The organism is Pseudoalteromonas sp. PS1M3, from assembly GCF_016865405.1.
Taxonomy (GTDB): Bacteria; Pseudomonadota; Gammaproteobacteria; order Enterobacterales; family Alteromonadaceae; genus Pseudoalteromonas; species Pseudoalteromonas marina.
On record NZ_AP022624.1, the window covers coordinates 2,064,105 to 2,086,255 of the forward strand.

General features: G+C 39.5%; 15 protein-coding genes and 1 pseudogene. 10 read left to right on the forward strand and 6 right to left on the reverse strand.

What is annotated here, in order from left to right:
* Positions 1–27: 27 nt before the first annotated feature.
* Positions 28–636, reverse strand: a complete 609-nt coding sequence (gene grpE / locus PS1M3_RS09445; protein WP_008132071.1) for a nucleotide exchange factor GrpE — start codon at positions 634–636, stop codon at positions 28–30.
* 58 nt (positions 637–694) lie between these two features.
* On the reverse strand, positions 695–1,660 hold the full coding sequence (locus tag PS1M3_RS09450) for an HrcA family transcriptional regulator (RefSeq protein ID WP_203983801.1): 966 nt from the start codon (positions 1,658–1,660) through the stop codon (positions 695–697).
* Between the two features lie 175 nt (positions 1,661–1,835).
* Here PS1M3_RS09450 and nadK point away from each other — a divergent pair, with 175 nt between their 5' ends.
* From nadK to recN, 3 genes are all read left to right on the forward strand, one after another.
* Positions 1,836–2,720, forward strand: coding sequence for an NAD(+) kinase (gene nadK / locus PS1M3_RS09455; protein ID WP_010557611.1), 885 nt, complete (start codon positions 1,836–1,838; stop codon positions 2,718–2,720).
* A gap of 78 nt (positions 2,721–2,798) precedes the next feature.
* The gene (locus PS1M3_RS09460; protein WP_010557610.1) at positions 2,799–3,356 is read left to right on the forward strand and encodes a hypothetical protein; all 558 of its coding nucleotides are present in this window, start codon (positions 2,799–2,801) and stop codon (positions 3,354–3,356) included.
* A gap of 75 nt (positions 3,357–3,431) precedes the next feature.
* Positions 3,432–5,111, forward strand: coding sequence for a DNA repair protein RecN (gene recN, locus PS1M3_RS09465; protein WP_203983803.1), 1,680 nt, complete (start codon positions 3,432–3,434; stop codon positions 5,109–5,111).
* A gap of 377 nt (positions 5,112–5,488) precedes the next feature.
* Here recN and PS1M3_RS09470 read toward each other — a convergent pair whose 3' ends face one another.
* From PS1M3_RS09470 to gltB, 3 genes are all read right to left on the reverse strand, one after another.
* A complete protein-coding gene (locus PS1M3_RS09470; RefSeq protein WP_239104445.1) occupies positions 5,489–6,511 on the reverse strand; it encodes a GGDEF domain-containing protein in 1,023 nt (340 codons plus the stop codon).
* Positions 6,512–6,833: 322 nt separating this feature from the next.
* On the reverse strand, positions 6,834–8,249 hold the full coding sequence (locus tag PS1M3_RS09475; protein ID WP_006792417.1) for an FAD-dependent oxidoreductase: 1,416 nt from the start codon (positions 8,247–8,249) through the stop codon (positions 6,834–6,836).
* A 9-nt stretch (positions 8,250–8,258) separates the two neighbouring features.
* The gene (gene gltB / locus PS1M3_RS09480) at positions 8,259–12,716 is read right to left on the reverse strand and encodes a glutamate synthase large subunit (RefSeq protein ID WP_138740067.1); all 4,458 of its coding nucleotides are present in this window, start codon (positions 12,714–12,716) and stop codon (positions 8,259–8,261) included.
* Between the two features lie 876 nt (positions 12,717–13,592).
* On the opposite strand from gltB, the gene PS1M3_RS09485 reads away from it, so the two are divergent.
* The 6 genes and pseudogenes from PS1M3_RS09485 (at position 13,593) to PS1M3_RS09510 (ending at position 20,861) form a co-directional block, all read left to right on the forward strand.
* The gene (locus PS1M3_RS09485) at positions 13,593–14,846 is read left to right on the forward strand and encodes an efflux RND transporter periplasmic adaptor subunit (protein WP_138740068.1); all 1,254 of its coding nucleotides are present in this window, start codon (positions 13,593–13,595) and stop codon (positions 14,844–14,846) included.
* A gap of 36 nt (positions 14,847–14,882) precedes the next feature.
* A complete protein-coding gene (locus PS1M3_RS09490; protein WP_058428712.1) occupies positions 14,883–15,593 on the forward strand; it encodes an ABC transporter ATP-binding protein in 711 nt (236 codons plus the stop codon).
* 3 nt (positions 15,594–15,596) lie between these two features.
* Positions 15,597–16,910 carry an ABC transporter permease gene (locus PS1M3_RS09495; protein ID WP_138740069.1) on the forward strand — a complete coding sequence of 438 codons (1,314 nt, stop codon included), beginning with the start codon at positions 15,597–15,599 and terminating at the stop codon, positions 16,908–16,910.
* Positions 16,911–16,921: 11 nt separating this feature from the next.
* The gene (locus PS1M3_RS09500) at positions 16,922–18,130 is read left to right on the forward strand and encodes an ABC transporter permease (RefSeq protein ID WP_138740070.1); all 1,209 of its coding nucleotides are present in this window, start codon (positions 16,922–16,924) and stop codon (positions 18,128–18,130) included.
* A gap of 85 nt (positions 18,131–18,215) precedes the next feature.
* Positions 18,216–19,548, forward strand: a pseudogene (locus tag PS1M3_RS09505) (sigma-54-dependent transcriptional regulator).
* Positions 19,548–20,861: a PAS domain-containing sensor histidine kinase gene (locus PS1M3_RS09510; RefSeq protein WP_203983805.1), complete on the forward strand. Its 1,314-nt coding sequence runs from the start codon at positions 19,548–19,550 to the stop codon at positions 20,859–20,861. The pseudogene PS1M3_RS09505 and the gene PS1M3_RS09510 overlap by 1 nt, the downstream one beginning before the upstream one ends.
* A gap of 90 nt (positions 20,862–20,951) precedes the next feature.
* Here the strand turns inward: PS1M3_RS09510 and PS1M3_RS09515 are convergent, their stop codons facing one another.
* On the reverse strand, positions 20,952–21,290 hold the full coding sequence (locus PS1M3_RS09515) for a Grx4 family monothiol glutaredoxin (RefSeq protein WP_006792409.1): 339 nt from the start codon (positions 21,288–21,290) through the stop codon (positions 20,952–20,954).
* Between the two features lie 265 nt (positions 21,291–21,555).
* Between PS1M3_RS09515 and PS1M3_RS09520 the strand changes: the two genes are divergently transcribed.
* The gene (locus tag PS1M3_RS09520; protein WP_006792408.1) at positions 21,556–22,137 is read left to right on the forward strand and encodes a superoxide dismutase; all 582 of its coding nucleotides are present in this window, start codon (positions 21,556–21,558) and stop codon (positions 22,135–22,137) included.
* The last annotated feature ends 14 nt before the right edge of the window (positions 22,138–22,151 follow it).

Here is a 22,151-nt window from a genome sequence, read left to right on the forward strand (position 1 = left end):
GCATTTTTAAAGTGTTAAACGGCTAAATTAAGCGTCAGCCGCTTTTGAAACCATAACCATTGCCGGGCGTAATAAACGTCCATTTAATGTGTAGCCTTTTTGCATAACAGCAAGCACAGTGTTTGGTGTTACATCGTTGCTTGGCTGAATTGACATAGCTTGATGGAACTCTGGGTTAAATTGCTCGCCTTGTGGGTTAACAATTTCAACACCGAATTTAGCAACAGCATCGTTAAAGCTTTTAACCGTCATATCAATACCTTCAAGCAACGGCTTTAACGTTTCGTTTTCTTTATCAGAAAACTCAATAGCGCGCTCAAGATTATCAATCACAGGAAGTAATTCGTTAGCAAACTTTTCAAGTGCAAATTTGTGTGCTTTTTCTACATCTTGTGCAGCACGACGGCGAATGTTGTCAACGTCAGCAGCGGCACGGATCACACCGTCTTTTTGGTCTGCAATAGTTTGCTTAGCAGCTTCTAGCTCTGCGTAAAGCATCGCAATTTCAGCTTCAGGACTTTGTTCTTCTGCATGTTGTTCAGCGGCATCCACGGCTGCTTCTACATCTGCTTGCATTTGTTCAATTTCTTCGTTTAGTTCTACTTCTTGCTCTGGGTTTTGTGTCTGCTCAGACATAAAATACATGCTCCAATTCTTTTCAATTGCGGTAATTATGGGGATTGAATAAAAAGATTCAAGAGTTCGATGACTCAATTAATTTAAATTCTTGGATTATTTGTTCTATTTGCGCTGATTTTGGGCAGATTATACAAAAGCGGCTTTGATATTCTTGGTTTTGAAAGTAAGGAACGCTGATGGTTATTAGATCGTTACATTCACTAAACGGAAGTTTTTTACCGCTGATCACCGAAACACCATTTTTAAATGCCAGTGCATCTTCAACAAAATTTAGAAATGACACGCCTATATTTAGGCTTTGCTCACAATTTATTTTTTTATAAAGGTAGTTTTCACCCACAACAATACTATTGTCTGAACCTAACTTTTGACTTAGCTGCCGTGTCCATTGAGTAAGTGAGTCATGACAGTTTTTAGGCGCTGTGTTTGCCATTGCTTGCATTCTATACAAGCCTTCCATCAATGTTTGTTGACTAAATACTGTATTTAACCACGTTGCAAACTGGTAACGAACCGTATCTGAAGCATCATGTGGTTTATCAATGCAAATATTATGGCTTTGGCCTGCTCGATCGATCAATAAAATAAGCCAATCGGTAGAATCAAAATCAAGTACTTCAACCCTAAATACATGCTGTGAGCTCACTTGCGGTAAACCAACACAACAGCATACCTGATACTTTTGACTCAAGCCATGTGCCAATTCAACTAGCTGTGCTTGCTCTGGCTCCCAGTAACTAGCAATATCTGCTAATGGAAAAAACTCATCAAACCAATAATTAAACCCTTCATCTGTAGGTACTCGTCCTGCAGAAGTGTGGGGGGAATACAATAAACCTACTTTTTCAAGACGGGCCATTGCATTACGAACGGTTGCTGAACACACAGCCATGCTTTTTAGCTTGGCAATTTTTGTTGATGGAACGGGCAATCCCTCACCGTTACAGTACATGTTCATTACAGCTGAAAATATTTGCTGATCGCGCGGATTTAATTTCATGATATCTACATCTTGTTGCATGAAAGGTATATCGGGGCATTTGCTGCTATTTCAAGTCATTTCCCCTTTGTTGAACAATATAAAACAAATTTATTTTAAACTAAATTGAATCATACTCATTTAGGTAAAATCTGTATTTTCAAACACTTTGCTTTTGAGTTACTCTACAAACATCAAAATTTTTAGTGTGCAGATTATGAACTCTCCTTTCAATACTATTGGCCTTATTGGCAAACCAAACCACCCAAAAGCGGCTGCCACTTTGCAGCGTTTGCATACATTTCTACTGGCACTTGGTTTTGAAGTGATTGTTGAAAAGCGCACTGGCGGACAGTTAGTCGATGTACCCAAAGAAAACCTTGTTAAACTGGTTGATTTAGGAGAGCAAGCCGACCTTGCAATTGTGGTTGGCGGTGACGGAAACATGTTAGGAGCTGCGCGCGTGCTTGCTCGTTTTAACATTGCTGTAATTGGCGTTAACCGAGGTAACCTTGGTTTTTTAACCGACTTAAACCCTGAAGGTTTTGAAGCTAGCCTAGAGCATGTTTTAAGTGGTGAGTATATTGAAGAAAATCGCTTTTTATTGGAAGTAGAAGTTTATCGTCACAATGAACTAAAAAGTGCCAATTTAGCGGTAAACGAAGCCGTATTGCATGCAGATAAAGTGGCTCATATGATTGAGTTTGAGGCATTTATAAATAGCGACTTTGTATTCTCTCAGCGCTCTGATGGGCTAATTGTATCTACGCCAACAGGATCAACTGCTTACTCACTCTCTGGTGGCGGTCCAATATTAACGCCTGAACTAAATGCAATATCTTTGGTGCCTATGTTTCCGCACACGTTATCAAGCAGGCCATTAGTGGTAGATGCCGATAACGAAGTGAGGCTAAAACTTAGTTTAGACAATACTGACAGCTTGCAAGTCAGCTGCGACAGCCACGTTGTGCTTGCCGTTTTACCTGGTGATGAAGTCGTCATTAAAAAAGCAGATAAAAAATTGCGGTTAATTCATCCAAAAAACTACTCTTACTACAACGTTTTACGTACGAAATTAAATTGGGGCAGTCGTTTATACTAATTTTATTGCTAAAGCGTTGTCTTTAGCGCAAAATGCAGATTACAACAATAATACACCAATTTTTAGGAACAAATAGCAATGACATATGTCGTTTTTTTTGCCTTGCTACTGTTAATTACACTTCTAGCAACCTACTTAAAAATAGAAAGCAATCGTCGCAAAGCAATTGAAGCTCAAAAAAAGCAATTTAACGAACGTGTATCACAAGTTGGCGCCCGTTTAAAGTCAAAATTAAATGAGCTAGTAGAAGCGAAAATTCTTCGCCCTAAATACGCACCTCGAATTCAAGCAATCGTTTCTAACTTTTTTGTAGTTCAAAAGCATACCGACGAAAATTTGCAAACCCTTGAAGATGTATCTGATCTATTAATCAATACTTTATCTAACGAACTGACTAAAGCGAACCAAACGGGCAATGGCCAAAGTTTGGAAGAAAATATCCAGTATTTTGTGTCTGAACTTCCACAGCAAGGTATCTCGTATAACAAAACGTTTTACTCAGAAGCGTTACCAAACCTTATCGAATTAATTAAAACCAACGACTTGCTACAACCCCTTGATAATGAAGAAAATGAATACATCCCAGAAAATCAAGACCCAAACAACCAACTCAATCAACATGTTAATATTGCCTAAATAATAAAAAATTAATTTGCAAAAAAGCTAAACACTGTATAAATTACCAGTTAATTAACTGGATGGATAAACAGTATGTTAGTTGGTTTAGAAATTAAAAACTTTGCAATTGTAAGTAACTTAAGCACTGAATGGCATAACGGCATGACGGCGATCACGGGTGAAACCGGCGCGGGTAAATCGATTGCCATTGATGCACTTTCATTGTGTTTAGGCGAGCGCGCTGAAGCCTCTGCTGTGCGACCTTCTGCAGACAAAGCTGAAGTATGTGCTCAATTTGATATAAGCGCACTCCCGCTCGCTCAGGCTTTTTTAGAGCAACATTTTCTGACCAGTACTGATAATGATTGCTTACTTAGACGCGTTGTTTGCAAAAATGGTCGCAGTAAAAGCTATATTAATGGCAGCTCAGTAACTGCATCTCAGCTCAAAGAAATTGGCCAGTATTTAATTTCTATACATGGACAACATGCTCATCAACACCTTTTAAAAGCTGAACATCAATTACAACTACTTGATGCATATGCTGGCCATCAAGACTTGGTTGTAAAAGTAACTGAAAGTTATAAACAATTCGCCAACCTTCAAAAAGAATTTAAACAGCTTGAGCAACAGCAATTACAACAAGCCGCTCAAAAACAGCTACTAGAATACCAAGTGGCAGAACTTGACGAGTTTGCGTTACAAGACGGTGAGTTTGAACAAATTGAAGTCGAACATTACAAGCTAAGTAATAGCCAAACCATTTTAGAGTCATGTCAAAAAGAGCTGCAATACCTATATGAAGGTGAAGAACAAAGCGCGTGTTCTGTTTTACAGCACAGCGCACAACAATTTGCAGATTTAGCACAATATGATGAGAGCTTAGCAAGTGTGGCAGCAATGCTAGAAGAAGCTGCTGTTCAAGTAGAAGAAGCTAGCCGAGAAATTCGCAATTATACGGAACAAGTTGATTTAGACCCAGCCCGTTTAACAGAGATAGAAAATAGGTTAAGTGGCGCAATGGACTTAGCTCGTAAGCACCATATAAAACCGCAAGGATTAGTTGAATTTCATCAGTCAATTTCAAAAGAACTCGAGTCAATTAGTAATAATAGTTCGCGTTTGGAGCAACTTGACTCTGAAATAAACGATGCATTGCTTGACTACAAGCAAGCAAGTGAAGCGCTAAGTATTAGCCGCAGAAGTTATGCTAATACCTTAAACACCTTAATAAGCGAAAGTATGGCAAATTTATCCATGGAAAATGGTGTATTTGAAATATCGCTTACTGAAGATCCTGAGCGCGCCCCCAATCTTTTAGGGCATGATAGCGTTTCGTTTTTAGTATCGACCAACCCAGGTCAGCCCCTTCAGCCTTTGGCTAAGGTGGCGTCTGGTGGTGAGCTTTCGCGTATTAGCTTAGCCATTCAGGTTATTATTGCCCAAAAAGTAACAACACCAACATTGATATTTGATGAAGTAGACGTAGGTATTTCTGGACCTACAGCCTCTGCTGTTGGAAAGTTATTAAGGCAACTTGGTAAATCGACTCAGGTGATCTGTGTTACCCATTTGCCGCAGGTTGCAAGTAGTGCGCATCAGCAATTTTTTGTAGCAAAAGAAATTGCTAAAGGTGAAACCTTTACCAATATGCTGGCACTAACAAAAGATGGTAGAGTAGACGAAATAGCAAGGTTGCTTGGCGGCGACAATGTTAGTAAAACAGCAAAAGCAAACGCAAAAGAGTTAATAAAAAGCGCATGTGTAATTTAGGTTTAATTAATAACCAACTAGGGTTTCAATTTTCAGCAAGGCCTTTATATGATTACTAATACTGCTTTAATTCTTATTATTGTAAGCTGGCTACTGGTTTTAATTAGTATATTGCTAACTTTATTTAGCCGATATAAACACACACAATTTAAGAAACACTTAATGAGCTTTTTAAATGTAACGTTATTCGTTCAGCTGATTCTTAGTGTTTACAATTTAATGAGTTACCAGGGTGGTAATTCGAATAATTTAATTTTTAGTTATACATGTGTTTTGCTCACCCAAATACTGTTTAATGTAGTTTGTTACATGAGTTTAAAAAGACGTATTGCTAAAGTTAAGTCAACACTTGATTCGTTCTCAATGGAATAATAAAACTACTCTGAGCAAGTCCTATTTTTACCTTGCTCTTTAGCTTTATAAAGCAATTCATCTGCGCGCTTGATATCAATGTCTATAGAATCGCTTTCATGGGATTGAACAACCCCCATACTAATCGTTAAGCTTAAGCTCGCAAAAGATGTATTAACCGGAAATTGTTTTAGCGCAGCATGTATTTTATTTGAGATTTCTACGCCCTTTGCGTTAAATACATTAGGAATTGCAATCAAAAACTCTTCCCCGCCCCAGCGTGATGCAACGGCATTATTAGGAATATGTTGCTTTAAAATATTAGCTAAGTGTATGAGCGCTTCATCACCAAAACTATGCCCGTACTCGTCGTTAACTTTTTTAAAGTTGTCTACATCGCACAAAATAAGTACAAACGGTCTTTGCTCCTTCGTGAGCGCTAATTTAAATTCACTAAGCTTATTCATTGTAAAGCGTCTGTTTGGTAACCCCGTTAAAGGGTCAATAGTCGCCAACAGTTCATTTTTTTTACTCAGTGCTAATATTTTTTGATTGTATTTTTCCCTTGAGTTTTCATAAAAGCCACTCAACATTGCGACAATAATAAATGAAAATATAACTCGATAGGGAAATTGATCCGGTTGATAGTTATAAATACTAAAGGTATGCGCGCAATAAAAAGCTAATATAACCGCTAATAAAAACAAAACAATATCAACGATACCGCGCTTTAAGCCTCTAATTGAAAATGTGACTGGCGAAACTATGAATATCCAAATCGGACCAGTTCCCTGCGCGCCTCCAGTTAAAACAAGGTAAATCATCAATGCATAAAGGTTATAAAGGATAGCACTAGCTGACTTTTCAACGTTCTTATATACACTAAGCGCCCATGCGTAAATTAGCGAAGAACATATTAAGGTAAAAAATAAAAAATAATCGCTGTTGGTCAATGCAATCCAGCCCATCACCAAGGTTGCTATAAAGCCTATTGATGAGAAAATTCTAACTATTAGTTTTCTTTCTGGATTATTTGAATGTTCATGCATAATAAGCGCTATTTTTCTTATATTATTGAGTTAATTTTCAGCAAAGTTATCACCAATTTTTCTGAGTAACACTCAATACTCCCCTTTTTCAGCAGTTAAATCAAGATTAAAGTATTACTGATGTAAAATTAATACTAGTACCTTTTTTAACAAATTATAAGTTTATGAATCTTAAAACTATTCATGAGAATAGCTTGGTCATTCAACCAAATTATCATCGAAATTAAAATGGTTAAAAATAAATGGTACCTAATTCGTTTCAAGCACAAAAAAGCAAGCCACTTGGCTTGCTTTTAAATTGTCGATTTCTGAAAATATTAAATTAAACTTTTAAATAATCCATAATACCTTCAGCTGCGTTACGGCCTTCAAAAATAGCGGTTACTACTAAATCCGAACCACGCACTATATCGCCACCAGCAAATATTTTAGGGTTAGTTGTTTGATGTGTAAATTCACCTTGCTCTGGTGCGTTAATACCGCCCCAGTGGTTTATTTCTACATCATACTTTTCTAACCAGTCCATTTTGTGTGGCTTGAAACCAAACGCCATAATTACTTGTGTTGCTTCAATAACATGCTCTGAACCGGCGACCTCTTCTGCGCGGCTACGACCATTCGCATCTGGCTCACCCAGCTTAGTTTTAACCATTTTTACGCCTGCAACATGGCCGTTAGCGTCTAGCACAATGCCTTTAGGTTGAACGTTATATGTAAATATAACCCCTTCTTCTTTGGCATTTTTTACTTCACGCTTAGAGCCTGGCATATTTTCTTCATCACGGCGGTACGCACACGTTACTTTTGCAGCACCCTGTCGTATAGACGTTCTTACACAGTCCATCGCAGTATCACCACCACCTAATACAACGACCTTCTGATTCGCCATATCAATATAAGCTTGATTCGCTTCGTCATAACCCATAACTCGGTTAGTGTTACCGATTAAAAACGGCAGCGCATCGTGAACACCCGGTGCATCTTCATTTTCAAGCCCAGCACGCATACTCTGATACGTACCCACGCCCAAAAATACTGCATCATAGTCGGCTAAAATATCATCCATAGTGATATCTACACCTACTTCAACATTCAGCTTAAATTCTACGCCCATTTCAGTGAAAATCTCACGGCGCTTTTGCATCACTTCTTTCTCTAGTTTGAAAGAAGGAATACCAAATGTGAGTAATCCACCAATTTCTGGGTGACGGTCAAACACAACAGGCTTAACACCATTTCGAACTAAAATATCCGCACAACCCAAGCCCGCGGGCCCTGCACCAATGATAGCTACTTTTTTGTCAGTCCATGTTACGTAAGACATGTCTGGCTTCCAGCCCATTTTAAACGCGGTATCGGTAATATATTTTTCAATGTTACCTATCGTTACCGCGCCAAACTCTTCATCGAGCGTACATGAGCCTTCACACAACCGATCTTGAGGACAAACACGGCCACATACTTCAGGCAAACTGTTTGTTCGATGAGAAAGCTCCGCAGCTTCTAATATACGCCCTGTGCGAATTAGTTTAAGCCACTGTGGAATGTAATTATGTACCGGACATTTCCATTCACAGTATGGGTTACCACAATCCAAGCAACGATCCGCTTGAGAGTTAACCTGATTCTCTGAAAAGGGTTCGTAAATTTCTACAAATGATTTTTTACGTGACGAAATTGGCTTTTTGCGTGGATCTACACGCTGCACGTCTATAAATTGATATACATTTTCGCTCATACTGCCCCCTTATTGCGCCTGAACACGTAGTTCGGCACTACTACGGGCGCGGTGCCCGAGTAAACTTTTTACGTCACTTGATTTAGGTTTTACTAATTTAAACATAGGTAAGTAGAGCTCAAAATTAGCTAAAATACTTTCTGCTCTGCATGAGCCTGTTAGCTCTAAATGCTCAGCAATTAATCCACGTAAATGCTCTTGGTGTGATGTTAATGCTTCTAATGTCACAACTTCAACAAGCTCAGGGTTTATGCGTTTTTCAAAGTCGTTTCGCTCATCTAAAACATAGGCAAAACCACCGGTCATACCCGCCCCAAAGTTAACACCTACATTACCAAGCACACACACAACACCACCGGTCATGTATTCACAGCCATTATCGCCAACGCCTTCAACAACTGCTTGCACGCCTGAATTACGAACTGCGAAACGCTCACCTGCGCACCCTGCAGCAAACAATTTACCGCCCGTTGCACCGTATAAACAGGTATTACCAACAATCGTTGCTTTATGACTTTCAAATGATGAACCCACTGGCGGACGAATAACTAGCTTACCACCAGCCATGCCTTTACCAACGTAGTCATTAGCGTCACCAACGAGGGTCATTTCAAGGCCACCTGCGTTCCAAACACCAAACGATTGACCAGCCGTGCCATGGAGCTCAATGGCTACCGGATCAGCCGCCATACCCTGATTTCCATGTTTATCAGCAATGTAGCCAGATAACATAGCACCAACTGATCGGTCTGTATTACAAATTCGGCTAACAAGTGAAATACCACTTGAAGCATCTATCGCTTCTTGCGCTTTTCCTAATAGGCTTTCGTTAAGCTTGCCTAAATAATGTGAGCTATTTGGCGCGCTACAAAATAACGTTTCGCCTGTTGGATTGTTTGGCTGCGCAATAACAGAAGATAAATCTATCTTTTTCTGTTTGGCTGTTTTGCCCTCAATTGCTTCAAGTAAATCAAGACGGCCAATTAAGTCTGTTAAGTTTGCAACACCTAAGCTTGCCATGATTTCACGCGCTTCTTGTGCAATAAACTTAAAGTAGTTCATCGCCATTTCAGGTAAGCCATGGTAATGCTTTTGACGAAGTGTTTCGTCTTGCGTTGCAACACCGGTTGCACAGTTATTTAGATGACAAATACGTAAGTATTTACACCCTAATGCCACCATAGGGCCTGTACCAAAACCAAAGCTTTCAGCACCTAAAATAGCGGCTTTAATAATATCTAAACCTGTTTTTAAACCACCATCTGTTTGCAAACGAATACGATGACGAAGGCCATTTTCTACAAGGGCTTGTTGTGTTTCAGCCAAGCCTAATTCCCATGGGCTACCTGCATATTTTACAGACGTAAGCGGACTTGCGCCTGTGCCGCCGTCGTAGCCAGATATAGTAATTAAATCAGCATATGCTTTAGCTACACCTGTTGCTATGGTGCCAACACCTGGTTCCGACACTAGTTTTACTGATACAAGTGCTTTTGGATTTACTTGCTTTAAATCGAAAATTAGCTGAGCAAGATCCTCAATAGAATAAATATCATGATGCGGTGGCGGTGAAATTAACGTCACGCCAGGTACCGAATAGCGAAGCTTAGCAATGTAAGGTGTTACTTTTTCACCTGGAAGTTGCCCGCCTTCACCTGGTTTTGCACCCTGCGCTACTTTAATTTGAATTACATCTGCGCTACGTAAATAATGCGGTGTAACACCAAATCGACCTGAAGCTACTTGCTTAATACGTGAGTTTTTCTCTGTGCCGTAACGAAGTTTATCTTCACCACCTTCACCTGAATTTGAACAACCACCTAGGCGGTTCATCGCAATTGCGAGTGCTTCATGAGCCTCTGGCGATAAAGCACCAATACTCATTGCAGCTGAGTCAAAACGTTTGTAAAGCGCTTCTGCAGGCTCTACATCATCAATACTAATTCCATTTTCTGGTAATTTAAGTGCCAGCATATCGCGTAATGTTGAAATAGGGCGATTATTAACAAGCTTTGCATACTCGTTGTAATCTCTGTATTCACCAGAGCGAACTGCTACCTGCAGTGTTTGGATCACATCTGGGTTGTATGCATGGTATTCACCACCATGTACGTATTTAAACAAACCGCCATGGCTAAGTAACTTACGTTTACTTAAAGCAAGCTTGTGTAAGCTTTGTTGATCGTCATCAAAGTCTGTAAAACATGCGCCTTTAATGCGGCTAGCCACACCTTTAAAACACATATCAACAACAGCATCTGATAAACCCACCGCCTCAAATAACATTGAGCAACGGTAAGAAGCGACTGTACTAATGCCCATTTTCGACATTATTTTGTATAAGCCTTTGTTTACTGCTTTACGATAAGCAAGGGTTACCTCGCAATAAGATTTATCGATGATTTTACTGTCGCTCATCGCGACTAACGATTCATACGCTAGGTATGGGTAAATAGCTGTTGCGCCAAAACCAAGTAACACTGCAAATTGATGAGGGTCTCTTACGCTACCCGTTTCGATAATAATGTTTGATTCACAACGTAAATTGTTATCAACCAAACACTTTTGCACTGCACCTACAGCCATAGCCGCAGGGATAGGTAGGTTTACATCGTCAAAATTACGGTCAGTTAAAATAAGCATGATAGAGCCAGCAGCTGCTTTCTCTTTTGCTTTATCGCAAATGCGTTTAACTGCGTTTTCTAAGCCTTCTTCAACAGTGTAAGTAATATCAATTTTACAATAGCTGTAATGCGCTTCATCTGCATTTAGTAGCTGCTGCATGTCTGCATACATTAAAATAGGTGTATCGAACTGTAAGCGCTTAGCGTGCCCTGTTGTTTCGTTAAACACATTTTGTTCGCTACCAATACACGTAGCCAAAGACATAACATGGTTTTCGCGAAGAGGATCAATTGGCGGGTTAGTGACTTGTGCAAACTTTTGACGGAAATAATCGTATAGTGAACGATGCCCTTCGCTTAACACAGCAAACGGAGTGTCATCACCCATTGAGCCTGTTGCTTCTTGCCCGTTTTCACCCATTACACGAATAACGCTATCCAACTCTTCATTGGTATAACCAAACATTTTTTGATATTTAGCTAACGTTTCATCGTCAAATGAACGATTGCCTGCATCTTGCTCTTTTAATTCTTCAAAAGGAGTCAAGCGCTTAACATTTTCTTCAAGCCACGACTTATAAGGATGGCGAGATTTTAAATCTTGATCTATTTCATCTGAATGCCAAATTTTCCCCAATTTGGTATCAATTACTAAAAGCTCACCCGGGCCCACTCGGCCTTTTTCAACCACTTCATCGGCGGTGTAATCCCAAATACCGACTTCAGAAGCAAGGGTTATAAAACCATCTTGTGTGATTACATAACGCGCAGGACGAAGACCATTTCGGTCTAAGTTACAGGCTGCAAAACGGCCATCTGACATAACAATCCCCGCAGGACCGTCCCATGGCTCCATGTGCATGGAGTTAAAGTCATAAAATGCACGTAAATCGTCATCCATAGCGCGGTTTTTTTGCCATGCAGGCGGCACCAGCATGCGCATAGCACGGAATAAATCCATGCCACCGGCTAAAAATAGTTCTAGCATGTTATCAAGGCTTGACGAATCTGAGCCTGTTTCATTAACAAACGGCGCTGCGCTTTGTAAATCTGGAATAAGTGGAGACGAAAATTTATACGAGCGAGCACGAGCCCACTGACGGTTACCCTCAATGGTGTTAATTTCACCATTGTGCGCTAAATAGCGGAAAGGTTGAGCAAGTGGCCAACGAGGCTGTGTGTTTGTTGAAAAGCGCTGATGAAAAACACAAATTGCGCTGGTCATACGAATGTCAGCTAAGTCTAAATAAAAATTAGGTAAATCTGCAGGCATCATAAGGCCTTTATAGATAGTCACTAATCCAGATAAACTTGCAATGTAAAATGATTCATCGTCTGCTAAACGTTTTTCAGCACGACGGCGCGCTACGTATAAGCGACGTTCTAAATCTTTTGAACGCCAACCTTCAGGTGCGCTTACAAAAATTTGCTCAAAGCCCGGTAATTGCTGCACAGCAATTGGACCTAGCATTGATGGGTCGGTAGGCACTTCGCGCCAGCCTAAAATATTTAGCGTTTCTTTTTCTAATTCTTCGCTCAGAATTTCCTTTGCAGCTTGTGCTAAAACAGGATCTGAATTTAAAAAGATCATGCCTACTGCATAGTTTTTACCAAGGTGCCAATTATGCTCACTTGCAATAGCACGGAAAAAACTATCTGGTTTTTGCAAAAGCAAACCACAGCCATCGCCTGTTTTACCATCAGCAGAAATACCGCCCCGGTGTTGCATACGATCCAACCCAGTAATAGCAGTACGAATAAGCCGGTGACTAGCCTGACCATTAACTTGGGCAATTAAGCCAAAGCCACAATTTTCTTTCTCTAATTTCGAGTCGTATAACATAGACCCCTCCCCTTGCTTCACTGTTAGCGTTAATGAACTGCTCGACGATTTGCTAACAGCCGGTCAAAACTAGCCTCTATATCAAATAGAGTCAACAGTAATTTGAATACATATTCACATTCTTGAATATTTCTCACTTCATAGCAAGATTTCTTTTTTATCATTTTTATTAACATTTAGCGGTATTTTCACCGTTATTTTTTCATGACACTGGTGTCAAGTTTAACATTTTGTAAAAACACCTCCAACTTAAAAAGCAGTTTACGTAAACGTAAGCTTAGATATTAGTGAATAAATATTCAATTGAAGAGATTCGTAAAATGTTGGGATTATGCAAATAATATTACCCCTTTTCATTAACAAATTATAAAAGGGATAAATAAAGGTAGAATTATGTTCCTTATTCTTCATTCAGCTTAAAAGCTATAATTTAACCACTCATTACTTTGATTAATTATTCGTAAATAGAAAAATAAAACCAGTCAAAGTTTAAATGTCACCCCGCTATTTAATCGCCTGAGTAGCTTAGCTTTAAAATACACTTACACTTTTGAATTCACTGAAGTTGCGACGTTATTGGTTTTCTTGTACCCGCAACGCTGTATTTACTCTTTATATATTGCTTTGTATGTGTCCGGAGCGGACACATAAAGTGTCCACGGACATATTACTTTAATAAATAAATTATTAAGTATAATAATATCAATAGGTTAAATTTTGGCATGCTAATCGTATAGTGTAATTTAGTAATTATTATTTGGAAGAATTATGTTCACTTTAAGCTTATTTTTACTCTCGCCACTAGCCGCTATTTTTGCAGCACTACTTTATGTCATGTTTGAAAAAAATATAAATTCATTTAGTTAAGGTTGAATAATGATTAAAGATACCAGTGCTCAAGACATACAAGTTAAAACACCCGCAAACCATAAAAAACGTTTTCTTTTAATTATCGCTGTGTTGTTACTTGTTATTGCTGCTACTTATGGAGTTATGTCAGGCTCGGATGCAACTAAATCATTTAGCCAAGAAAAGATGCAAATAGCAAAAGTAGAAATTAAAACGCTTATTCGCGATGTAGCCGCAAGTGGAAAAATTGTTGCCGCCAATGCACCACATATCTACAGCCCAGAGAGAGGCTTTGTAAGCTTGCACGTAAAAGCTGGCGATACAGTTACCAAAGGCGACGAGCTTGCTGTACTTCATAGCCCTGAACTTACCAATGAATTAAAACAACAACAATCCGTATTACAACGCTTAGAAGGTGAACTTAAAAGGCAACACCTACAATCAAGAAGAGACACTTTAACCCTTACAAAAACACTCGATATGGCAAGTGTAGAATTAAACGCAGCACAAAGAGAAGATCGTCGCGCAAAACTATCAATTAAAAAGCATTTAATAAGCCAAATAGACCTTGAAAAAGCAATAGACGACTTATCACGTGCACAGCTTACCTATAAACACGCACAGCAAGAGGTGGCACTTGCTAAAGATACACTCGCATTTGAATTGCAAGCAGCTAAAAGTGATGTAGAGCGTCAGCAGTTGATCGTTGATGACTTACATAGAAAAGTGAATGAGCTGTCAATTCGGGCCACAGTGACAGGCATTGTTGGTAATCTGCTTGTGCAACAAAAAGCAGCCGTCACGCAAAGTCAGCCTCTGATGACACTCGTTGATTTAAGTCATTTTGAAGCACAGTTGCAGGTGCCAGAAAGTTACGCAAACGAACTCGGGTTAGGTATGGACGTAGAGCTTAAATTAGGGAACGAAACAATAATGGGAGTGCTCTCGGCTATATCACCCGAAGTTAATAATCGCGAAGTAACCACACGTGTTCGCTTTACAAGCAACAGCAATAACATTCGCCAAAATCAACGTTTAACCGCGCGTATTTTACTCGACAATCGCCAAAATGTGCTGCAGGTAAAGCGAGGCGCTTTTATGCAACAAGGCGGCATTGTTGCATATAAAATAGACGGAAATTTTGCAAGACGTATACCTATATCCGTAGGTGCCACCAGCATTAACGCGGTAGAAATTTTAAGCGGCTTAAATGAAAACGACGAAATAATAATTTCTAGCTACAACCAATTTAACCAAGTAGACACGCTTTTATTAAATTAGAAGCGCTCTCAACCAGCGCCAATTTAAGGAAAAACCATGTTACAAATGAAAAACATAAGTAAAGTATACCAAACTGAAATGGTTCAAACTCACGCATTAAGAGACTTTAATTTAAATGTAAATGAAGGCGAATTTATAGCTGTCACAGGCCCTAGCGGCTCTGGGAAAACTACCTTTTTAAATATTGCCGGTATGTTAGAACCCTTTAGTGAAGGTGATTATATTTTAGATGGTGTAAATGTGGGTAACCTAAACGACAACCAACGTGCCGATTGCCGAAATCAAAAAATTGGTTTTATCTTTCAAGGTTTTAATTTAATACCAGATTTAAACCTCTATGAAAATATTGAAGTACCTCTTCGTTATAGAGGTATTAAAGCAAAAGAACGTAAACGTAGAATAGAGCAATGTTTAGAACAAGTAGGCTTAGCCTCCCGCGCTAAACATTTACCTCAGCAACTTTCTGGCGGCCAGCAACAACGCGTCGCTATAGCCCGCGCACTTGCCGGCGAACCACGTTTTTTACTTGCCGATGAGCCAACCGGTAACTTAGACAGCCTAATGGCTCGCCAAGTGATGGAATTACTTGAGCAAATAAATCGCGATGGCGCCACCATTATAATGGTGACACATGACAGTGAATTAGCCCGCCGCGCACCGCGCAACATTCAAGTAGTTGATGGACAACTTGCTGACTTTACTTTGTACCAAGGTACACAGCCAATAAAAGTCGCACAAGGAGTATAATTCATGCTGGTTCATTATATTGATCTGAGTTGGCGTAGCTTTAAACGCACACCACTCGTAAGCTTTTTAATGGTACTTGCCATCGCAATTGGTATTGGCATCACCATGACTAGTTTGAGTGTGTATCACATGATGTCGGCCGATCCAATCCCGCACAAGAGCAGTCAGCTTTTTAGTGTGCAGTTACAGATAATGGACGATGGAAGCACATGGTGGACGTCAGATAACCAGCCTCTTCAACTAACTTATCAAGATGCTGCAAATCTTTATCAATCTCAAGTAGGTGCTCAACGTTTAAAAATGGTACGAAGTGGTTTTTCTGTTTACATAGACTCTGACAAAGTAAAACCGTTTAGTCAAAGTGCAAGACTTACCACTCCTGAATTTTTTAATATGTTTGACCTCGAATTTTTACATGGTAGCAAGTGGTCACAGCAACAAGAAGACAATGCAGCGCCCGTTGTTGTCATTAGCGAGGAGTTAAACGATAAGTTATTTGCTGGCAAAAATTCAGTGGGTCAGGTTATTTACCTTGACGATGCTAGTTACGAAGTGATTGGCGTTACAAAAAACTGGCCACTAACCATCAAATATTACGACTTAAACAATGGTGCGTTTAACCAACCCGAACAACTTTTTATGCCATTTAGCATTCTTGAGGCAAAGCAACTTGGTAATTGGGGAAATACTAATGGTTGGAAGCATGAAGATGTTCGAAGTTTTACTGCCAAATTACAGTCAGAAATGGTTTGGATTCAATTCTGGGTTGAGTTAACAACCGAGCAACAAAAAAATGATTACGAAAATTACTTATTAGCTTATATGCAAGAGCAGCAAAAGCTCGGTCGATTTAATCGTAAAGAGCTCGCTTTTGGGCTTCGAGATGTTAACCAATGGATGGCTTACAATAATGTGGTTAGTGAAGATAACAAAATTTTAGTGGCTCTGAGTTTTATGTTTTTGGCTGTGTGTTTGGCTAATATACTTGGCTTATTACTTGCCAAATTTTTACGTCGAGCGCCAGAGGTTGGAGTACGTCGTGCTCTTGGTGCTAATAAACGGCAGATTTTTATGCAACATATCATTGAAGTCGCTATGTTAGGGCTTTTGGGCGGGCTACTTGGGATTGTATTTGCGCAGTTTGGTCTATTAGGTGTTCCTCAGAGCTACAGTTATTACGAAAGCTTAGCGACTATGGATTTAAGTATGTTACTAAGCGCCCCACTTATTGCAATCAGTACTTGTGTAATTGCCGGGCTTTATCCTGCTTGGCTGGTGTGTAAAACCAACCCTGCCATTTATCTAAAAAGCCAATAAGGACGAACACAATGATATTAGAAATTAAACCTATTTTTCATGCGCTGTGTCGATCTAAAGTGGGTGCAATTTTGCTACTTATACAAATAGCAATTACCACTGCAATTGTTAGTAACGCAGCATTTATAATTCAAGACAGAGTAACCTACCTTAACCAAGAAACTGGCTACCCGGAAGATGAAATACTTGCTTTTCATGTCATGCATTTTGGTAAAGATGTTCAAAGCCATCAGCAATTTGAACTTGATGAAGCCATGCTTCGAGCTTTACCCGGCGTTAAAGACGCCATATATATTAACAACATACCGTTATCAGGTAGTGGCAGCTCATCTGACTTCAGTATTAACTCTGCACCAGAGCCAGGGCTTTCAGCAAGAACGGCTTACTTTTTTACGGATGATCATGCAATTAATACACTTGGCATTGAGCTTGTTGCAGGACGAAACTTTACTCAAGATGAGATTGTTGTTACCAACGATAATGATCAACGAGCCAATGTGACAATTGTCACTCAAGCATTACTCAATGAGCTTTTTCCTGATGAAGAGGGCTTAGGAAAAACGATTTTTCTTGGTGATATCCCACTGAAAGTTGTTGGTGTAATTAAGCATGCAAAAGGGCCTTGGTTAAAAGACAGCCGCCCAAATAATATCGCATTAATTCCTTACATTAACCCCAATATATCTGGCAACTTTTTAGTTCGCACTGCGTCCAATGAGCGAGCAGACATAGCTAAACAGATTGAAGACGCAATGCTTAAAAATTATAACAAGCGTGTGATTATTCGAATTCGTGGTTTAGATCAAGACAAAACGCAATATATGGCTGAAGACACATTGATGATGCGTATGCTCATTGTACTCATCACTATCTTAGTTCTGGTTACAGCGGTGGGCATTTTTGGTTTAACGCTATTCAATATAAGTAAGCGCACCAAACAAATTGGAACCCGTCGTGCTTTGGGCGCTCGTAAATCTGCAATTGTTAATTATTTTTTAGTTGAAAATGCATTGATTTGCATTGCTGGATTAGTTTTAGGCGTTATTGCTGCCCTCATACTTGGGCAATTGCTAATGCAACACTTTTCAATAGCTGCATTACCCTTAGGCTATGTCGCAGCAACTGCCGTTATGGTTTTTATCATGAGCCTTCTAGCTGTATTTGGCCCAGCTAAACGTGCTGCAAATATTTCGCCCAGTATCGCAACCCGAACCATATAACGCAGCTCCCAACCTATGCTACACTGGCTAAACACGGTGTAGCATTTTCAATATTTAAATAATAATAAACAGCGATTAAATTCTCATGGAAAAAATACTTATCGTTGATGATAATCCGGCCGTTTTAGAGGCATTATCATTACTACTAGAGATACATCACTTTAATGTAGTTACCGCGTCAATGCCTTTTGAAGCCATTCAAATTGTGCAATACCAACGCATTGCTCTCGTTATTCAAGATATGAATTTTACCAGCGATACCACCTCAGGCGAAGAAGGTAAAACTTTGTTTTATGCGCTGCGTGAAGAGAACCCACACCTCCCTATTATATTAATAACCGCTTGGACTGAACTTTCAACGGCGATTTAACTTGTTAAAGCAGGCGCTGCCGATTACCTTCCAAAGCCATGGGATGACCACAAGCTTCTTACGTGCATTAATAATTTAATAGAGCTGGGGCGCACTAAGCAACTTGTAGCCACGCACAACCGCCAACAAAAAGAGCGAGATGATAAATATAGCACTGCTAACTTAGCAGGCCTTATTTTTAAAAGTACCGCAATGGAGCGATTAGTCACAATGGCATTGCAAGTGGCTAAATCTGATATTTCTGCACTCATAACAGGTCCTAATGGCAGTGGTAAAGAGTGTATTGCCACTATTATTCAAAAAAACTCTTCACTAATAAATCAGCCCTTCATAAAGGGTCAATGCCGGCGCCCTTCCCCAAGAGCTTTTGGAGGCTGAATTGTTTGGTGCTGAAGCAGGTGCTTATACTGGTATAAGCAAGCAACGTATAGGTCGTTTTGAGGCAGCCGATGGTGGAACATTATTTTTAGATGAAATTGGCAACTTGCCACTTTCTGGGCAAATGAAGTTGCTAAGAGTGTTACAAACAGGTGAATTTGAACGGTTAGGGTCCACACAAACGCGCAAAGTAACTGTACGTGTTATATCAGCCACCAACGAAAATTTATTACAAGCAATAACCGAAGGGCGTTTTAGAGAAGATTTGTACTATCGCCTTAACGTTATTGAGTTAAACGTACCTGCGCTTTGTGAGCGCGTTGATGATATTGCGCCACTCATTAATCACTTTTTACCACATAGAGAGCTAAGTATTGATGCAGAGCAAGCCCTTAATCGATACCAATGGCCAGGTAATGTAAGAGAACTTGAAAACGCCTGTAAACGTGTTGGTGTAATAAAGCCTAACGGTTTGCTTAGCGCTGAAGATTTTGGCCTAACCCCGTCGTCGCCAATAAAAAATAACGACGTAAAAAAAGAACCAACAAAATTCGAAATTGAACAATCAATACGCGCTAATCAGGGGGTTATAGCCAAAGTAGCACGAGAGTTTGGTTTAAGCCGCCAAGCACTGTATAGGCGCTTACAAAAAATGGGTATTGATTACTAATGTTTAATTTTATTAGTGGCTTATCGTTAACTCAAAAAATAATGGCTATATGTGTTTTATGCAGCGTTTTTCCTGTTGTTAGCATTACAATAATTGCACAACATCCGCTGTATTACTCTGTGTTGTTGGTCATAGCAGCTATGTTAACAAGTCTTTTGCTTGCTAGAGCCTTAACAAAGCCTATTAAGCTAGGGTTGCAATCGCTAGAAACCGGCTTACTTAATTTTAAAGATGGTGAGCTTTCTAGTTTATTAGCCTATAAAAACAACGATGAGTTAGGAAAGCTATGTCTGCTTTATAATCAAACGGCAAAACAACTTCGGCAAGAAAAACAGTGGATTTATCAACGAGAGTTAATGTTAGATAAAGTATTACAGAGCTCTCCACAAGCACTTTTACTTGTTAACGATAACAAAACTGTTGTATTTAGTAACTTAGTCAGCCGCACTTTATTTAATAGCAAAACACAACTAGAAGGCACGCAACTTCACGAATTATTGTCTGATGCACCTATTCAGCTTACTAATGCTATTGAACAAGGCGTGGATGGCTTGTTTAATATTGAAGTAGATAGTCACGATTCTCAAACTTGGCATTTATCGACTGGCGAGTTTTTGCTTAATAATCAAAAACATCACTTATACATATTTAAACAACTTACCCGTGAACTCAGCCGCCAAGAAGTAGCAGTATGGAAAAAAGTTATTCGAATAATAAGCCACGAGCTTAATAACTCTCTTGGCCCTATGTCATCAATGCTGCACAGCGCTCAGCTTTTAGCTAGCCGCGTAGATGAGCCTCGCCTTGCAAGAGTGTTTTCAACAATCGATGAAAGAATAAGTCACTTGACTGAGTTTGTTCAAGGCTACGGCAAATTTGCAAAGCTCCCTACACCACAAAAATCAGCGATAAATTGGCAAAACACATTAAATGATCTGAATAGCCAATGGCAGTTTAGCTACAAAATGAGCAGCGCCAAAAGCATATTATATGCAGATCAGGCACAACTTGAGCAGTTGCTTATCAACTTACTCAAAAATGCACACGAGTCAGGCTCAAATCCGTCTAAAATAAACATAGATGTAACGTTCTTTAGTAATACTTGCATAGTAGATGTGAGCGATGGCGGAAAAGGCATGAGTGAGCAGGTTATGGCTAATGCCCTTGTACCTTTTTACTCTACAAAAAGTACAGAAAGTGGTTTGGGGTTAGCTTTGTGCAGAGAGATTGCTGAAGCACATAAAGGACAAATAAGCTTACATAATAAATTAAGTGGTGGTCTAAACGTGCAAGTTACCCTGCCGTGCAGATGAGTGATGTTGTAAAAATACTAAAAACAATAAAGCCACTTAACGTGGCTTTTATTATCACAGCACTATAGAAATAGCGCTCACAAAATAAGATTACTCAGCGTCAGCTTCTTTGTACTTAGCCGCTGTTTCTGTGATTAACGGTTGTAATTCACCACGTTGGAACATTTCGATGATGATATCACAACCACCAATTAGCTCACCCTCAACCCAAAGTTGTGGGAATGTAGGCCAATTTGCGTACGCAGGAAGCTCAGCACGAATGTCTGGGTTTAGTAAAATATCAACGTATGCAAACGGTTCGCCACACGACATAAGTGCTTGTGAAGCTTGTGAAGAAAAACCACAGTTTGGTAACTTAGGTGACCCTTTCATGAAAAGGATAATTGGGTTTTCTGAAATTTGCTGTTTAATTTTATCAATGGTTTCCATCTACAACCTCAAAGTAACGATAGCTAAATATACTTAGGTCTTGAAAATAACTCATCGTGACCATAAATATATAACTTAAAATGGGCAAATAAAGCCACAATTGAAATAGTCTTTCGCAATAGCATTGCTGTTTGCTTAAACTTGAGTAAAATACTCAACAATTATAGTAACACTATATTCCCACTTGGTATAGGTAAGTGGTCTGTTTCAACAGGCATTACGTATCACCAAATGGACTATCAACTAAAAAAGATGGAGATAAAAAATGGCATTTGAACTACCGTCACTACCATATGCAATCGACGCACTTGAGCCACATATTTCAAAAGAAACATTAGAGTTTCACCACGGTAAGCACCACAACACGTATGTTGTTAAGCTTAACGGTTTGATCCCTGGTACAGAGTTTGAAAACAAATCTCTAGAAGAAATCGTATGTTCATCAGAGGGCGGTGTATTTAACAACGCAGCGCAAATCTGGAACCACACGTTTTACTGGAACAGCCTATCTCCAAATGGCGGCGGCGAGCCTACTGGCGCAATTGCAGATGCAATTAACGCTAAATGGGGTTCTTTTGATGCGTTTAAAGATGCATTAAACGACAAAGCAGTAAATAACTTCGGTTCAAGCTGGACTTGGTTAGTAAAACTTGCCGATGGCTCTTTAGACATCGTTAACACATCTAACGCTGCTACACCACTTACTGACGAAGGCGTTACACCTGTTCTTACTGTAGATTTATGGGAACACGCATACTACATTGATTACCGTAACGTGCGTCCAGATTACCTTAAAGGTTTTTGGTCACTTGTTAACTGGGAATTTGCAAACGCAAACTTCGCTTAATTAGCACTTATCGC

Coding starts and splice junctions, on each gene's coding strand:
- grpE (WP_008132071.1), bottom strand. CDS start 636: ATGTCTGAGCAGACACAAAACCCAGAGCAAGAAGTAGAACTAAACGAA.
- PS1M3_RS09450 (WP_203983801.1), bottom strand. CDS start 1,660: ATGCAACAAGATGTAGATATCATGAAATTAAATCCGCGCGATCAGCAA.
- nadK (WP_010557611.1), top strand. CDS start 1,836: ATGAACTCTCCTTTCAATACTATTGGCCTTATTGGCAAACCAAACCAC.
- PS1M3_RS09460 (WP_010557610.1), top strand. CDS start 2,799: ATGACATATGTCGTTTTTTTTGCCTTGCTACTGTTAATTACACTTCTA.
- recN (WP_203983803.1), top strand. CDS start 3,432: ATGTTAGTTGGTTTAGAAATTAAAAACTTTGCAATTGTAAGTAACTTA.
- PS1M3_RS09470 (WP_239104445.1), bottom strand. CDS start 6,511: ATGCATGAACATTCAAATAATCCAGAAAGAAAACTAATAGTTAGAATT.
- PS1M3_RS09475 (WP_006792417.1), bottom strand. CDS start 8,249: ATGAGCGAAAATGTATATCAATTTATAGACGTGCAGCGTGTAGATCCA.
- gltB (WP_138740067.1), bottom strand. CDS start 12,716: ATGTTATACGACTCGAAATTAGAGAAAGAAAATTGTGGCTTTGGCTTA.
- PS1M3_RS09485 (WP_138740068.1), top strand. CDS start 13,593: ATGATTAAAGATACCAGTGCTCAAGACATACAAGTTAAAACACCCGCA.
- PS1M3_RS09490 (WP_058428712.1), top strand. CDS start 14,883: ATGTTACAAATGAAAAACATAAGTAAAGTATACCAAACTGAAATGGTT.
- PS1M3_RS09495 (WP_138740069.1), top strand. CDS start 15,597: ATGCTGGTTCATTATATTGATCTGAGTTGGCGTAGCTTTAAACGCACA.
- PS1M3_RS09500 (WP_138740070.1), top strand. CDS start 16,922: ATGATATTAGAAATTAAACCTATTTTTCATGCGCTGTGTCGATCTAAA.
- PS1M3_RS09510 (WP_203983805.1), top strand. CDS start 19,548: ATGTTTAATTTTATTAGTGGCTTATCGTTAACTCAAAAAATAATGGCT.
- PS1M3_RS09515 (WP_006792409.1), bottom strand. CDS start 21,290: ATGGAAACCATTGATAAAATTAAACAGCAAATTTCAGAAAACCCAATT.
- PS1M3_RS09520 (WP_006792408.1), top strand. CDS start 21,556: ATGGCATTTGAACTACCGTCACTACCATATGCAATCGACGCACTTGAG.